The organism is Acinetobacter sp. CY17, assembly GCF_059515825.1.
This window is the reverse complement of the sequence record NZ_JCAKMX010000024.1, coordinates 1-15,280: the sequence shown is the minus strand read 5'-3', so window position 1 is coordinate 15,280 and position 15,280 is coordinate 1. Positions and strand designations below refer to the sequence as shown.

The window sequence follows — 15,280 nt, the reverse complement described above, 5'->3', positions numbered from 1 at the left end:
TGTTTTTACGCTGTGTGAATCATGTAACAAAAATCAAATTTGTAACATTGATTTTTTGTTAATAATAAAGCTTTAATTTACATTTTGTAATATATATCACGATTTTAAGCGATTTTTCCCCATATTTTCTTCATAGTTACCGAGTGATAATTTGCATTTTTTCTAACTGGCTCTATATTGAGCAGCATATTTTTTCGGTCAGCAACAATAGGTAGCCGCATGTCCACAGATCAGCCACGTGCTTCTTTATTAAAAAAAGTCCAAAAAGCGTTAACCGTGACTTCAGTGATGGCAACCAATACTTTTGTACATGGCCCACCCGTCCTTGGTTTAGGCTTAACCAAACTTGTTAAAAAATCACCTAAAATCGATGAGACCAATATTAAGTTGGCCAATAGTTGGATTAACGTTAATAACCACTTAATTGAGCATGTCTTACCTGATTTAACATGGGATATACACATTGACCCCAACTTAGAATTAAGTTTAGAGGGGCGTTATTTGATGATCTGTAATCATCAAAGTTGGGTGGATACCACGGTCAATCAATATGTCGGTTTAAAACGTATGCCGCTAACGCGCTTCTTTACCAAGTGGGAACTGATCTTTATTCCTTTTGTCGGTCAAGCCTTTAAAATTTTAGGTTTCCCGATGATGAAGCGCCATAGCAAGGCAGAAATTGCCAAAAATCCAGAGCTTAAAAATCGCGATCTGCAAGAAGCCCGTAAAGCCTGCGAGCAATTGCTCAGCCAGCCTTTTACCTTACTCAATTATTTAGAAGGCACACGCTTTACGCAAGAGAAGCACGATGCACAAAAATCTCCTTATACTCATCTACTTAAACCTAAAGCAGGTGGCTTAGCCCTGGCCTTAAAAATCTTAGGTGAAAAAGTCGATGCATTGGTGGATATGACCATTGTGTATGATGAGCATGTGCCTGAATATGGTGAGTTCTGGTTGGGTCATGTCAAACACATTGCAGTGAATCTACGCAAAATTGAAATTCCCACTTGGGTACTCGAGGGTGATTATGAAAGTGACCGTGAATATCGCGTGCGTTTTCATAAATGGGTACAACAGATTTGGACTGAAAAAGACCACCTGATTGAGCAAATGAAACAACAGTTGCATAAGCAACACGGTTAAAGGAACAGCATGAAACAGCCACAACACAAAGTTTTGAAATCTTCTTTTCACTTTGTTCAGCACGGATCATGGGGCTGGAAAGTCGCCTTGATCTATGACTTTTTGATGTTGGGGCTGATTACCTTTAACTTATTTTGTTTAGGGGCCAACGCATTTTTAATGAGTGATTATGCGGAATGGTTGTTTAACTTTATTCAATTACCGCAAGTGCTCGACTTTTACGAAGCCAGCTTACATCCTTGGGTGAAAACCACCGAAGGTTGGTTTACCTCATTTTTAGTGTTTGAGCTGTTCGTGCGTTGGATGATTGCGATTGTGTTTAAGCATCATCAACGTTGGTGGTTTTTCCCCTTTATTCATTGGTATGAAATTATTTCAATTTTGCCGATGTTCCGTTTCTTACGTTTAGGCCGTGCCTTTGCTATTGCCTATAACCTGCATAGCCATGGTTATACAGTGATTCCACAAAAATGGTATGCACGCGGCAATTTCTACTATCGCCTGCTGATGGAAGAACTCACCAGCCGTATTGTGTTGACCTTAATCAATGCAGTGAAAACCGAATTACAAAGCAGCACCACACATAAAAAATATATCGAAGACATCGTCAATCATCACCGTGAGTTACTCGCGACTGCTTTAGCCGATGTCTTGCAAGACTCTTTGGGCAAAGAATTACAGGCCCAGCGGCATGATATTGCTAAAAATGTGGGCTTGGTGGTCAATAAAGCCATTGAAGATACCCCAGAACTGTCACAAATGTTGCGCCTCATTCCGTTAGTTGGTGGACGTATTGAACAGCAGATTCAAAGTATTGGGCAGCGCTTAGGTGAAAATATTAGCCAAGGCTTGCTTGAACCCTTTACCCATAGTGAACAGGCACGCGATAATGCGACCTATAAAATGATTGCCGAGAAAGTCAGTCAAATTGCCATTGAAAACAACCCTGAAATTGACCGTTTGGTTGAATCAGCCGTGTTTGAAAGTTTGGATGCTTTACGTGAGCAGGTTAAGATCAAACAATGGCAGCAGGTATTGGCAGAAAAACAAGCTGACAAAGAATAAACAAGCATGAAAATATTTAGTCAAGATGCTAGAGAAATCATGCAAATTGTTCTAGGATTTGCTCTATTTTATAACATTACTTCGGCATAAATAATAAGTCGTGAACAAGTCTTAAGGAACAGGTATGGCTGATATCCGGATTACCGGCAGAATGGTTAATTTTACCCGATTAACCCTGGACACAAATGATCATGATGCTATCCGTGAACAACTGACACACATGCTGCAAGGTACCTCCTCACAAGGTACATTAGTCATTCTTGATTCAACCGTCGAACAAGAACTGATTGGTCTGATTCAACTGCTGATCAGCCTCGATTTACAACCGATGGCAGTGGTAGAAGGCGTACTTTCAGATGCGGCACGTTTGATCCAATTTCCTGTTTTACCAGCAGATCGCCCACTACAACGTATTAAAGCCACCAAAGAACAAGTCCTCGCTGCTGAGCCAGAAGCAGTTGAAACGACTGATAGCACTGAACAAACAGCAGAAAAAGCACCTGCTAATCGTATCGCGCATGCCACTTCATATCATGATGAAATGCTGCGTACAGGACAATGCTTAGTGCAAGATCACGGCGATATTATTTTAAGTGCAGGTGTCAATAGTGGTGCCGAAGTGATCGCTTCAGGAAATATACATATCTATGGTAGTGTTCGTGGTAGAGTGATTGCTGGCGCAGGCGGAAATCATGCGGCGCGCATCTTCTGCCATTCCTTAGAAGCAGAGTTGGTGTCTATTGCAGGAACCTATTGTGTCGCGGATGATATTCCGGCAGATATGACCAAGAAACCTGTACATATTTACTTAAATGATAGTCAAGAGCTTGTATTTCAGGCGCTTGAATTTTAACGTATAAATAATCACCAAAACACCCAAACTTAACATCGGGTGTTTGAACCATAACAGGAGTGGATTCGGTGGCGAAAATTGTTGTCGTAACATCAGGCAAAGGTGGCGTAGGTAAAACTACAACGAGTGCATCGTTTGCAACAGGTTTAGCCCTTCGTGGCCACAAAACTGTTGTGATCGATTTTGACGTAGGCTTACGTAACTTAGACCTTATCATGGGTTGTGAGCGCCGCGTGGTGTACGATTTTGTAAACGTATTAAATAACGAAGCACGCCTACAGCAAGCGTTGATTCGTGATAAAGATATTGAAAACTTATATATCCTCCCTGCCTCACAAACCCGTGACAAAGATGCCTTAACCGATGAAGGTGTGGCACGTGTGATGGACGAGTTAGCCCAAGAGTTTGATTACATTATTTGTGATTCGCCTGCAGGGATTGAGCGTGGTGCTATTTTAGCGATGTATCATGCTGACGAAGCGATTATTGTCACTAACCCTGAAATTTCTTCAGTACGTGACTCAGATCGTATTATTGGTATGCTTGATAGCAAAACCAAAAAAGTAGAAAATAACGAAGGTCGCATTCGTAAACACTTATGTATTACACGTTTCAACCCTGAACGTGCCGAAAAACAAGAAATGTTAACCATTGACGATATCTCAAAAGATATTTTAAAAGTGCCAACCTTAGGTGTGATCCCTGAATGTAAGAGCATCTTACAAGCATCAAACGAAGGTAAACCGGCGATTTTATATACCGACACCCCTGCAGGCCAAGCTTATGATGACTTAGTCGCACGTTTCTTAGGTGAAGATCGTCCTTACCGTCATTTAGAAGTCAAACAAAAAGGCTGGTTAGCACGATTATTTGGAGCTTAAGATGGCAGGATTTTGGAGTAAACTTTTTAGCGGCGAGGACAAGCCTTCTAGCGCACAAACTGCTAAAGATCGATTAAAAGTCATTGTCGCCTCAGAAAAAGGCTTAAGCAAACGCTTAACGCCTGAAAAAATTGAGCAAATGAAAAAAGAAATCATGCAAGTGGTGAGTCGCTACGTGCGTGGTGTCGATGAACAGCATATTCAAATGGCAGTCCGTTCTGAAGCCAATTTAGAAATGCTTGAAATGAATATCAATTTGCCTGAAGAACGATAATCTGAATTCTGATTAGTCAAGCAAATTGAATCAAGGCAAAATATGAGGATGGATCAGTAAGGTAATGCCTTACCCAGCCGCAAGACGAGAAGCTATGCTTCGAGTAGCTGGATCAGTAAGGCTTTGCCTTACCCAGCCGCAAGACGGGAAGCTTTGCTTCGAGTGGTTGGATCAACAAAGTGTAGACTTTGTCTAGCCGCAAGACGAAAAGCGCTGCTACAAGTGACTGGATCAGTAGAGCTTTGCTCCAGCGCTCATATGAAACGCGCCGCTTAGCGGCGTGTAGATCTTTTCTCGCTGATGTGAGGCTTGTGTTTAGCGCAAGCCGCGCTTTGATCCATATTTTTGCCTTTTTAATTTTGACAACAAGCCAAGGAGATTGCGATGGCATTATCTCAACCAGCAACGTTTAACGAAGAATGGTCAGATGAACGTGTATTTGCCTATTTAACTCAGCTGCCTCCTGCAGGTGTAAATGCAGATTTTCACGTGCTTTATCACGCATACAAACATATGCGTCCAAGCGATTATGAACGTTTATTGACTCAGTTTGTTGCCGATGGTCGTGATGTAAATGCCACCAACCCTGAAGGTCAACGTATTCATGACGTGATTGCTAAATTCCCGCGTCATAGTAGTGAATTTTTAAGCGTACTAGCTAAGTTCGCTTAAACCCTAAAAGCCTGCAGTAGCAGGCTTTTTTATACCTTAAATAAATACATCAGCAGCGGAAAACTCAGCACAAACAAAACGGTCTGTAAGCTAATCACCCCTGCCATTAATTGATGATTGCCCTTTAGATAACGGGTTAAAATATAAGCAGCTGAAGCCGTAGGCAAAGCAAAGAAGGTCAGCACGATTAAACTTTCTAAAGCAGGTAAAGCCAGTACTTGCGTCACACCATAAGCCAGCAAAGGCACCACCAGCAAACGCCCTAAACTATTGAAACTTAAACGCCAAATATCCAGTTTTAATGTTTGAAACTGTAAAGCTGCGCCTACTGCAAGCAAGCCGAGTGGCAAACTCACACTGCCCAATAACCCTATCAAATCATGTATACCTGTCGGCAAGCCTAAGCCTGTAAAGTTAAATACAATCCCAGCCACACAGCCAATAATTAACGGGTTTCGAATAATAGCCAGTAAGGTGCTGTAAATAGAATGATTTTGCTGAGCAAACGCCAATAAAGAAATAATATTGACTGTAGGAATCGCAATGGCGATCATCATGGCAAAGATTTTCATGCCATAAGCACCAAATAAGCTACTGACTAGAGCTAAGCCCATATAGGTATTAAAACGAATATGACTTTGTACATAAACACCAAATTGTGCAGGCTTAATATGAAAATAAAATTTTGCGAACCATAAACCGCAGCTCACCAGCAAAATTGTTATGAGCATGGCTGCAATGACCCACACTAAACTGGATAACTCTAAACTAACAAAAGCTAAGTTTTTAAACAGCAGTACAGGAAATAAAATAAAATAATTGAGTCGTTCTGCCCCACGCCAAAACTCTTCAGACAAAAAATGAAAATGCTTAAACGCATAACCTAAAGCAATCAGACTAATTAATGGCACTAAAGCCATAATAATAACAAGCATATTGTAAGTATCTTGAGGGGTTATTGCCTACTATAAAACCTGACTAGAATTTAAACAGCTATTTTTTTTGATTTTAGCAAGCATAAAAAAGCCTGCGCTTGGCAGGCTGTTTTGACTTAAACTAAAATTTCACGTTTACCATTGGCACCCATGGCACTGACAATACCGCCTTCTTCCATTTGGTCAATAATGCGTGCAGCACGGTTATAACCTAAACTAAACTTACGTTGTAGAGATGAGGTGGTGGCTTTACGGGTTTCAAGTACAAAGGCCACACACTGATCATATAAAGCATCACGATCTGAACCGCCCTCACCCTCTTCAAAGCCACGTGAGCTTGGCTCTTCATCATAAGGTGTTAGTATTTCATCAACATAATTTGGTGCGCCACGCTCACGCCATGCGTCACAAATACGATTGACTTCATCATCACTGATAAATGCGCCATGGACACGTTCAGGTTCAATTTTACCTGGTCCTAAAAACAGCATATCACCATGACCGAGTAAATCTTCTGCACCACTGGCATCCAAAATCGTGCGTGAGTCAATTTTAGAGTTGACGCGTAAGGCCGCGCGGGTTGGAATATTGGCTTTAATTAAACCTGTAATCACATCTACCGATGGACGCTGCGTCGCAAGCAGTAAGTGAATCCCTGCTGCACGCGATTTTTGCGCTAGACGCGTAATCATTTCTTCAGCTTTTTTACCCACTTGCATAATCATGTCAGCAAATTCATCCGCTACAATCACAATGGATGGTAAAGGTTGCAAGCGCGGCGCAAATTCCCCTGCTACAGATTCGCTGGCTTTCCACGTTGGATCGATTAAATCTTCGCCATTGGCCAAAGCTTCTTCAACTTTACGGTTGTAATCAGCCAATTTACGAATTTTTAAGAACGACATCAGTTTATAACGACGTTCCATTTCATTGACACACCAATTCAATGCATTAACAGCATCTTTCATGTCAGTCACAACAGGGGTTAATAGATGCGGAATGTCGCTATAGTTGGCAAGTTCAAGCTGTTTAGGGTCAATTAAAATGAGACGCAGTTGATCGGGATTATATTTAAGTAACATCGATAAAATCATCGAGTTCACCGCAACAGATTTACCTGAACCTGTCGTACCTGCCACCAACATATGTGGTGCTTTACCTAAATCCGCAATAACAGGGTTACCTGAAATGTCCTTACCCATGGCCATAGAAAGTAGGCCATTGGGATCAGTAAAGGCTGGGGTTTGGATTAACTCAATCAAACGTACCATTTCACGGGTGCTGTTTGGCACTTCAATCCCAATATACGGTTTACCCGGAATGACCTCTACCACACGTACCGATGCCATCGACATAGAACGTGCTAAATCACGTGAAATATTAGTTACCTTAGACGCTTTTACCCCTGGAGCTAAATCCAGTTCAAAACGTGTCACGACCGGCCCCGGCTGGGCTTCTACCACTTTAGCTTTAACGTTAAACTCTTGTAATTTGATTTCCAGTAGTTCAGACAAACGTGATAACTGCTCTTGGGTAAAATTGACTTTCTTGTTTGGATCAACTTTATCTAATAATTCAATCCCCGGTAATGGCGATAAATCTAAACGCTTTTGTGCCACTTGCATGGCACGTGACATTGGACGGCCATAAGCATCAGTAAGCGGTGCATCGAACTCATCTTCAAGTGCTTGTGGTTCACCTGCGGTTTGTTGCCATGCTTCAATAAATTCTTGTTTAGACAATTCTTTTTTAACTTCAATTGCCTCAGAGGCTGGTGATTTTGCATCAACTTCATGTCGTTCTGTGGCTGCTACCTTTGGCTCAAGCACTAAATCATCGCTACTCTTCTCTGCAGTGATTGGTGCTGGTTCAACAGCAGTCACATCAGCAACAGGCGTAGAGAATACTGGTGCTGTCACCATAGTTTGAATCGGGGCTTGTACAAAAGCTGAAGACTGAGCATAACTACTCGCTACTCGTGGCTGATCTTTTAAGATTTCATCAATCGCCGCTAATTCTGCTTCAAGCGCTTGATCTGCACTTGGTTGGGGTTGTTCTTTATCCGTCACTTTACTACGTACAGGTGCCACCACCACATCACTGTCTTCTTTTAAAGCCGATGTTTGCGGCACACTTTTAATCAAATCATCAAAGACTTGGTCATCATCCCAATCTACTTGGTCTTGTTTGAGCATTTTTAAGGGCTGTGTTGTGGGCTCAAATGTTTGCGTTGTAGGAATCTCTTCGTCAGCTGCTTTTAACAAAGCATCAATTTCTTGTTTTTGGGCTTCTTCACTATGTAAAGCACGCCATACTTCATTGCTTGCAGCTGCACGGCTTTGTTCTTCTTGCACACGGCGTGCCTCAGCAAAGCTGTGTTGCATATCTTGTTCAGCTTGGATTTTGGCTTGCGCTTCAGCTTCAATGCGATCGAGCTCAGCTTGCTTAGCCAATTCAGCTTGTCGTGCCTGCTCAAGCAAACGTTGTTCAGCTTCACGCTCTTTACTTAGCATTTCATTAAATAAACGCTCTGCCGCTGCCTCACGTACCGGTGCATGCTGCACAGGCTGATGCTCTGCTGCAGGCGTAATCACTGGACTTGGCTTGGCTACATCTGAGCTGGTCTTTTGACTGCTCAGCTCTGTGGTACGGTCAAATGCTGACTCACTTTCAGGTACATTTTTATAAAATAAATCTTGTAACTGAGTAGGTAAGGCTTTAAGGGTAGTGAGGGTTTTATTCCATTTCACCCCAAATGCGAGGGTAAACAGCACCACTAAAAACACAATTAAAAATGCCGCAGCGCCATAAATAGTCAGTAGGCCTGCCAAACTTTGTCCCAATTCATAGCCAATAATCCCACCTGAAGCATTGGCTAAAGTATCAGCAGGGACTTCCCAAAACAAATATAATAAGGTCGATGTAGCAAGCAGCATAAAAAATTGTGCCGCATAACGAAAAGGACGAGTCAGAAAACTATGTGGCCACCACACCTGAACCGCTTCAATAAAAAAGTAAAGCGGAATCAATAAACTTGCCCAGCCTAAAAAGCCAAACATTAAGTCGGCAAGCCATGCGCCTGCTACGCCACTGGCATTAGACACCTGTTGGGTATCACTAGAGATATGCATCCAACCTGGGTCAAACGGCGTATAGGTTACTGTTGCAAGGAACAAATATGTTCCAAATGAGAGCAAAAATAATGTCTGTAATAAGCGCTGTGCATAAGCACTCGACATTGCAGTCATATACGGTCCTATGGCTAAGTGGTTCAAAGTTTATGGCAGGTGAAGTGCCAACTAAAGAGCAATATTATGCACCTGTTGTACAAAAAAAGATGCAGCAGAATGCTTGGATATTGTTAACTCAATCGATAATGCTGGTTTTGTTGTCTATATAGTTTAAATCAATTTACATGATCAAAAATATCTACATTCAAGCGCTAAGACGGCTCATGCTTTTACCTGTATAATTCCATAAATTACTCAATAAAAAAAGGATGCCCTCGATGAGCGCTCGTCACTCACGCTTAATTATTTTAGGTTCAGGTCCAGCAGGCTATAGTGCAGCAGTTTATGCTGCGCGTGCTAACTTAAAACCTACTCTCATTGCAGGCTTACAACTCGGTGGTCAGCTGACCACCACCACAGAAGTTGATAACTGGCCTGGCGACCCTGAAGGTTTAACAGGCCCTGCCCTCATGGAACGCATGCAAGCACATGCTGAACGTTTTGGTACAGAAATCGTCTACGACCATATTAATGAAGTTGACTTAAGCCAACGTCCATTTGTCTTAAAAGGCGATATGGAAGAGTTTAGCTGTGATGCTTTAATTATTTGTACAGGTGCAACTGCTCAATACTTAGGTTTAGAGTCTGAACAAAAATTCATGGGTCAAGGCGTAAGCGCATGTGCGACCTGTGATGGTTTCTTCTATAAAGAACAAAAAGTCATGGTCGTTGGCGGTGGTAATACTGCAGTTGAAGAAGCACTTTATTTGTCTAACATCGCCTCACACGTCACTTTAGTGCATCGCCGTGACAGCCTACGTTCTGAGAAGATTCTACAAGATCACCTTTTTGCCAAAGAAAAAGAAGGCAAAATCAGCATCATTTGGAACCATCAAGTCGAAGAAGTGTTGGGTGATCAGACTGGCGTGACCGCAGTACGTTTAAAATCAACTCAAGATGATTCAACCCAAGACGTTGATGTATCTGGTCTATTTATTGCCATTGGTCATAAACCAAATAGCAGCATGTTTGAGGGTCAATTACAATTACGTGATGGCTATATTCAAGTCCAAAGTGGTACTTCAGGCAATGCAACACAAACTTCAGTTCCTGGTGTTTTTGCTGCAGGTGACATTGCCGATAGCATTTACCGTCAAGCGATTACTTCAGCGGGTTCTGGTTGTATGGCTGCACTGGATGCAGAAAAATACTTGGATGCCTTAGGCGAATAAGTTTTTTTTACCATTTAGTAAAACCACCCTTTTGCGGTGGTTTTATTTTGTCTAACAATCAGTTATAAAGTGCCGACCGTTTCTCAAGACTTACTAATAAGAGTTTCTCATGACAACAAATTGGACGGACGGCTATCATACGGATGTGAATTACACATATGGCTACTATCGAGATTTAAGTCCAAACTTTCAAAAGTTTTGCTTATTACTCAATGGTGTTGAATGTAGTGATAGCTTAACTGAACACCAGCATTGCGAATTAGGCTTTGGCCAAGGGGTAAGCATTAATATACATGCTGCTTCAAATATAGGGACATTTTATGGCACGGATTTCAATCCTGCACATGCCGCACATGCCAACCTCATGGCAGAGCACAGTCAGGCCGCGCATCATTTTTTTGATGCCAGTTTTGATGAACTCCTTGAGCATGACTTACCTCAATTTGATTCCATTAGTTTACATGGTATTTGGAGTTGGATTAGTCACCGCAATCAACACATTATTTTAAAATTTATTCGTAAATTTTTAAAACCCAAAGGGATTGTCTATATCAGTTATAATTGCTTAACTGGCTGGGCAGCCAATATGCCACTGCGTGAACTACTACATAGCCATTTTCACTTCAATAGCACCAGTATTCAGCCGGCACAAAAAGTCAAAGATGCGCTAGCGTTTAGCCAAAGCTTATTACAGCAAGGTCCAGAGTTTAGCAAAAAAAATCCTTTTGCCTTAGACAAACTTAAGAGCTTACAACAACAAAATCCTGACTATTTGATTCACGAATATCTCAATCAAGATTGGCAGTGTTTTTCCTTTCAACAAGTGGTACGTACTTTAGAAGAAATTAAACTGTCCTTTGCCAGTAGCACCAATTTAGATGTGCATCTAGATGACATTAATTTTAGCCAGCAACATCAGCAATTTTTAAATCAAATTGAGCACCCTATTTTTAAAGAACAATGCCGTGATTACTTTGCAAATACTCAATTTAGGAAAGATTTATTTATTCGCGGTAAAAATACGCTCTCCGCTTTACAAATTCAGCAACGTTTACGTCAAACTCGCTTTGTCTTACTCAGTTCTGCAGAATCTCTACCTACAACGATTCAAGGACATTTAGGTGAATTTAATCTGTTACAAGAGATTTACCAGCCCTTAGCCCAGCACTTCAAATGCATTCAATATAAGAGCCAAAGCTTATTTGAACTCGAACATGCCTTGCCTAACTTAAGTTACGCGCAGCTGCTCAATGCTTTGGTGATTTTATGTCATTTAAATTTAGCCCAGCCTTGTCAAAACAAAGTCCCCAATAGCACTGTTCAATCCAGCCAAGCCTTAAATCGTTATATCTTAGAACAGGCCAGCTATCACCAAAACTATCAGGTATTAGCCAATCCAATGACAGGGATTGGTATTGCCGTCTCGCAAATTGAAGCTTTGTTTTATCGTGGTTATTTCTTTGAGCAGCTTCGCCTCCCTGAAGACTTAGCTGAATATGCACAGCAAAACTTTGATCAGTTAAATTGGCATTTATTAGATGATCATCAGCAACCTTTGCTCGAGCGTCAAGCCAGCTTAGTCTATTTAAGCCAACAAGCCCAACTCTTTATTCACCAAGCAAAACCATTGATTGCGAAACAATTGGCTTTATTTAGCTAAAATGGTTAAGGATCGGCTAAGATAAAGTCGATCCTTTTGAATATGTGTCGATCATGCAGCTGCAATCTGAGTTTATTTTCCCTGATCCTATTCAAGCCGACCCCGAAGGACAAGGTTTGATTTGTATTGGTGCCAATCTTGCGCCAAGTACCTTATTAGAAGCGTATCGGCACGGCTTATTTCCTTGGTTTTCCGAAGGTGAACCAATCTGTTGGTGGTGTCCAGAACCCCGTTGCATTATTCGCCCATTTGATTACAAACCGAGTAAATCTTTAGTACGTAATATGAAAAAGTTTGATTATACAATTACAGTCAATCAAGCTTTTGAGCAAGTAATCCATGCTTGTAGCATGCCGCGCAGTTATGCTGCCGATACATGGATTTGCGAAGACATTATTCAAGGTTATTGCCAACTGTTTCAGCTCGGCTATGCGTATAGTGTAGAAGTCTGGCAACAAGATCAGTTGGTTGGTGGCTTATATGGCGTCAGCATTGGTAAAGGCTGTTTTGGTGAGTCGATGTTTAGTCGGCAAACCGACGTTTCTAAAATGGCATTTTATACCTTAATGCTCATTGGACAAGACAATCAGCTGCCTTGGATTGATTGCCAACTGGTGAATGACCATCTATTAAGTTTAGGTGCGAGTACACTTTCTCGCCAAGCCTATCTTAATTCGTTACAAGATGTGATAAATGCCCCTGCTGTCGATTGGAAAAAATATCAGGACAGTGTATTTTCAAGTAAAACAATAGCGCAAAACATGTGCCTAAATGAATGATAAATAGCTAGAGGGAACTTGTTATGAATTCTTATCACCCGCAGTCCCTGTTAAATGATTTACAGTATTACATTACGCCTCCGCATAATTGCAGTTACTTGGAGAAAAAATCTGCGCGGATGGTGTTTTTAGATCCGGCACATCGTATTGATGTTGTGACGCTATCTGAATTATCACGCTTAGGTTTTCGCCGTAGTGGGGATTTTGTTTATCGTCCGGAATGCCATCTATGCCGCCAATGTTTGTCTTGCCGTGTACCGGTTCAAGACTTTCACATGAATAGTCAACAAAAAAAGGCTTGGAAACGCAATCAAGACTTAAGCATTAAAATTACCCGCACTCAAGATGCCACCTCCATTCATTATGATTTATATGAGCGCTACATTAACCAACGTCATGCTGATGGGGATATGTATCCACCCAGTGAAGACCAGTTTGAAAAGTTTTTAATGCATACCTGTACCGAGAGTTTTTTTTTAGAACTCTGGCAAGATCAACGTTTAGTCAGCGTATCCACCTGTGATCCGCTTGATGACGGTATTTCTGCGGTGTATACCTTTTTCGATCCAGATGAGAATCGTCGATCTTTAGGTGTTTATGCGATTTTAAAGCAGATTGAATATGCTCAGCAAAAAGGCTTGCCGTTTGTTTATTTAGGCTATTGGGTACCACATTCAGATAAAATGAATTATAAATCGCAGTATGTACCGCTTGAATTACTCATTGATGGACAATGGCGTCGCCTAAATCGGATTTTAAATAAAGATGAAATTCAGCAGCTTGGGCGATCATTGATGACCACCCTGCCCTCAGGTTGGAACAACTCCATTATCAAATGATTTATTTGAAGAGTTGAGCAAAATCATCACTACATGCTTTGACCATAATAATGGCATGTTCACGCGTGCCATCAGGCTTCGGATAATAATTTTTACGTAAATCAATTTGATGAAAATCTGCCTTTTCATACAATTTAATTGCTGCAATGTTGCTTTGACGCACTTCCAAAAAAATCTGTAATGGATTATTTTGAAGCATCTCTAGCGATTGACTGAGCAACTCATAACCCAAACCTTGGCCTTGCTGACTTGGATCAATCGCCATAAGCAGTAAGTTAGCTTCGTCTAATACAGGCTGCAAAATACAAAAACCCAATACCTGACCATTTTTTTCAATCACAGTACTTTGATACTGTTCAACTGCTTGCGAAAATTGCTTTTCGCTCCACGGGTGGCTTTGAACTTTGTTCTCAATTTGAGTCACAACAGCAACATCAGCTGCTTGCATAAAACGAATCATGTTCGTTATCTACGTTAGTTAAATAAAATTGGCATTATAAAAACTTTATTTCAAAAAGCCAGCGATAAAAAAAGCGTCCCAAAGGGACGCTTTTTTTCACACAATTAATACTTATGCAGTTACTTTAGCAACAACACCAGCACCAACTGTACGACCACCTTCACGGATCGCAAAACGTAGACCTGGGTCCATTGCGATTGGGTGGATTAATTCTACTGACATTTCTACGTTGTCACCAGGCATAACCATTTCAACGCCGTCTTGAAGAGAGATTGCGCCAGTTACGTCAGTTGTACGGAAGTAGAACTGTGGACGGTAACCGTTAAGGAATGGAGTATGACGACCACCTTCTTCTTTAGAAAGTACGTATACTTCTGCGTCGAATTTAGTGTGTGGCTTGATCGCACCTGGTTTAGTTAATACTTGACCACGTTGAACGTCTTCACGCTTAGTACCACGTAGAAGAACACCACAGTTCTCGCCCGCACGACCTTCGTCAAGAAGTTTACGGAACATTTCTACGCCAGTTACAGTTGTTTTAACTGTGTCTTTGATACCAACGATTTCAACTTCTTCGCCTACTTTCACGATACCTGATTCAACACGGCCAGTGACTACTGTACCACGACCAGAAATAGAGAATACGTCTTCGATTGGCATTAAGAATGCTTTATCGATTGCACGTTCTGGTTCTGGGATGTAAGAGTCAAGCGCTTCAACAAGAGCTACAACAGCTGATTCGCCGTATTGACCTTGGTCACCGTTAAGTGCAGCTAAAGCTGAACCACGGATGATTGGAGTATCATCACCTGGGAAGTCGTAAGTAGAAAGAAGTTCACGAACTTCCATTTCTACTAATTCAAGAAGCTCTTCGTCGTCTACAAGGTCGCATTTGTTTAAGAATACAACGATGTAAGGTACACCTACCTGACGAGAAAGAAGGATGTGTTCACGAGTTTGTGGCATTGGACCATCAGTCGCAGCACATACAAGGATCGCACCGTCCATTTGAGCAGCACCAGTAATCATGTTTTTAACATAATCGGCGTGGCCCGGGCAGTCTACGTGAGCGTAGTGACGGATTGGAGAATCGTATTCTACGTGTGAAGTATTAATTGTAATACCACGTGCTTTTTCTTCTGGTGCTGAGTCAATTGCAGCGTAGTCTTTCGCTTCGCCACCAAATTGTTTAGCACATACAGTTGCAATCGCAGCTGTTAAAGTTGTTTTACCATGGTCAACGTGACCAATTGT

General features: G+C 41.5%; 14 protein-coding genes. 10 read left to right on the top strand and 4 right to left on the bottom strand.

Annotation, left to right across the window (positions count from 1 at the left end; all coding sequences use genetic code 11):
- Window positions 1-219: 219 nt before the first annotated feature.
- The 6 genes from yihG (at window position 220) to AC5YCI_RS14000 (ending at window position 4,891) form a co-directional block, all read left to right on the top strand.
- The gene (gene yihG, locus AC5YCI_RS14025; protein WP_496130362.1) at window positions 220-1,146 is read left to right on the top strand and encodes a 1-acylglycerol-3-phosphate O-acyltransferase, YihG family; all 927 of its coding nucleotides are present in this window, start codon (window positions 220-222) and stop codon (window positions 1,144-1,146) included.
- A 9-nt stretch (window positions 1,147-1,155) separates the two neighbouring features.
- The gene (locus AC5YCI_RS14020; protein ID WP_496130363.1) at window positions 1,156-2,211 is read left to right on the top strand and encodes a preprotein translocase subunit SecA; all 1,056 of its coding nucleotides are present in this window, start codon (window positions 1,156-1,158) and stop codon (window positions 2,209-2,211) included.
- Between the two features lie 124 nt (window positions 2,212-2,335).
- Entirely contained in the window at window positions 2,336-3,064 is a 729-nt protein-coding gene (minC, locus tag AC5YCI_RS14015) for a septum site-determining protein MinC (RefSeq protein ID WP_496130364.1), read from the top strand.
- Between the two features lie 68 nt (window positions 3,065-3,132).
- Window positions 3,133-3,945 carry a septum site-determining protein MinD gene (minD, locus tag AC5YCI_RS14010; RefSeq protein ID WP_496130365.1) on the top strand — a complete coding sequence of 271 codons (813 nt, stop codon included), beginning with the start codon at window positions 3,133-3,135 and terminating at the stop codon, window positions 3,943-3,945.
- Between the two features lies 1 nt (window position 3,946).
- Window positions 3,947-4,219: a cell division topological specificity factor MinE gene (gene minE / locus AC5YCI_RS14005; RefSeq protein WP_122901720.1), complete on the top strand. Its 273-nt coding sequence runs from the start codon at window positions 3,947-3,949 to the stop codon at window positions 4,217-4,219.
- 384 nt (window positions 4,220-4,603) lie between these two features.
- Window positions 4,604-4,891 (top strand): PA4642 family protein, encoded by a 288-nt coding sequence (locus tag AC5YCI_RS14000; RefSeq protein ID WP_496130366.1) that lies wholly within the window; start codon window positions 4,604-4,606, stop codon window positions 4,889-4,891.
- A gap of 29 nt (window positions 4,892-4,920) precedes the next feature.
- Here AC5YCI_RS14000 and AC5YCI_RS13995 read toward each other — a convergent pair whose 3' ends face one another.
- The gene (locus AC5YCI_RS13995; protein ID WP_496130367.1) at window positions 4,921-5,826 is read right to left on the bottom strand and encodes an AEC family transporter; all 906 of its coding nucleotides are present in this window, start codon (window positions 5,824-5,826) and stop codon (window positions 4,921-4,923) included.
- Window positions 5,827-5,942: 116 nt separating this feature from the next.
- A complete protein-coding gene (locus AC5YCI_RS13990) occupies window positions 5,943-9,074 on the bottom strand; it encodes a DNA translocase FtsK 4TM domain-containing protein (protein WP_496130368.1) in 3,132 nt (1,043 codons plus the stop codon).
- A 260-nt stretch (window positions 9,075-9,334) separates the two neighbouring features.
- On the opposite strand from AC5YCI_RS13990, the gene trxB reads away from it, so the two are divergent.
- From trxB to AC5YCI_RS13970, 4 genes are all read left to right on the top strand, one after another.
- Window positions 9,335-10,288 (top strand): thioredoxin-disulfide reductase, encoded by a 954-nt coding sequence (trxB, locus tag AC5YCI_RS13985; RefSeq protein WP_496130369.1) that lies wholly within the window; start codon window positions 9,335-9,337, stop codon window positions 10,286-10,288.
- 109 nt (window positions 10,289-10,397) lie between these two features.
- On the top strand, window positions 10,398-11,948 hold the full coding sequence (locus AC5YCI_RS13980) for a methyltransferase regulatory domain-containing protein (RefSeq protein WP_496175730.1): 1,551 nt from the start codon (window positions 10,398-10,400) through the stop codon (window positions 11,946-11,948).
- 53 nt (window positions 11,949-12,001) lie between these two features.
- Entirely contained in the window at window positions 12,002-12,727 is a 726-nt protein-coding gene (gene aat, locus AC5YCI_RS13975) for a leucyl/phenylalanyl-tRNA--protein transferase (protein ID WP_496175729.1), read from the top strand.
- Window positions 12,728-12,750: 23 nt separating this feature from the next.
- Window positions 12,751-13,566, top strand: coding sequence for an arginyltransferase (locus AC5YCI_RS13970; protein ID WP_496130372.1), 816 nt, complete (start codon window positions 12,751-12,753; stop codon window positions 13,564-13,566).
- 1 nt (window position 13,567) lies between these two features.
- Here AC5YCI_RS13970 and rimI read toward each other — a convergent pair whose 3' ends face one another.
- The gene (gene rimI, locus AC5YCI_RS13965) at window positions 13,568-14,026 is read right to left on the bottom strand and encodes a ribosomal protein S18-alanine N-acetyltransferase (protein ID WP_496130373.1); all 459 of its coding nucleotides are present in this window, start codon (window positions 14,024-14,026) and stop codon (window positions 13,568-13,570) included.
- A 111-nt stretch (window positions 14,027-14,137) separates the two neighbouring features.
- The coding region (gene tuf, locus AC5YCI_RS13960; RefSeq protein ID WP_496129349.1) for an elongation factor Tu at window positions 14,138-15,280 on the bottom strand (1,143 nt) is incomplete at its 5' end.

Coding starts and splice junctions, on each gene's coding strand:
- minC (WP_496130364.1), top strand. CDS start 2,336: ATGGCTGATATCCGGATTACCGGCAGAATGGTTAATTTTACCCGATTA.
- AC5YCI_RS13995 (WP_496130367.1), bottom strand. CDS start 5,826: ATGCTTGTTATTATTATGGCTTTAGTGCCATTAATTAGTCTGATTGCT.
- AC5YCI_RS13990 (WP_496130368.1), bottom strand. CDS start 9,074: ATGACTGCAATGTCGAGTGCTTATGCACAGCGCTTATTACAGACATTA.
- yihG (WP_496130362.1), top strand. CDS start 220: ATGTCCACAGATCAGCCACGTGCTTCTTTATTAAAAAAAGTCCAAAAA.
- minE (WP_122901720.1), top strand. CDS start 3,947: ATGGCAGGATTTTGGAGTAAACTTTTTAGCGGCGAGGACAAGCCTTCT.
- AC5YCI_RS14000 (WP_496130366.1), top strand. CDS start 4,604: ATGGCATTATCTCAACCAGCAACGTTTAACGAAGAATGGTCAGATGAA.
- aat (WP_496175729.1), top strand. CDS start 12,002: ATGCAGCTGCAATCTGAGTTTATTTTCCCTGATCCTATTCAAGCCGAC.
- AC5YCI_RS14020 (WP_496130363.1), top strand. CDS start 1,156: ATGAAACAGCCACAACACAAAGTTTTGAAATCTTCTTTTCACTTTGTT.
- AC5YCI_RS13980 (WP_496175730.1), top strand. CDS start 10,398: ATGACAACAAATTGGACGGACGGCTATCATACGGATGTGAATTACACA.
- AC5YCI_RS13970 (WP_496130372.1), top strand. CDS start 12,751: ATGAATTCTTATCACCCGCAGTCCCTGTTAAATGATTTACAGTATTAC.
- trxB (WP_496130369.1), top strand. CDS start 9,335: ATGAGCGCTCGTCACTCACGCTTAATTATTTTAGGTTCAGGTCCAGCA.
- rimI (WP_496130373.1), bottom strand. CDS start 14,026: ATGATTCGTTTTATGCAAGCAGCTGATGTTGCTGTTGTGACTCAAATT.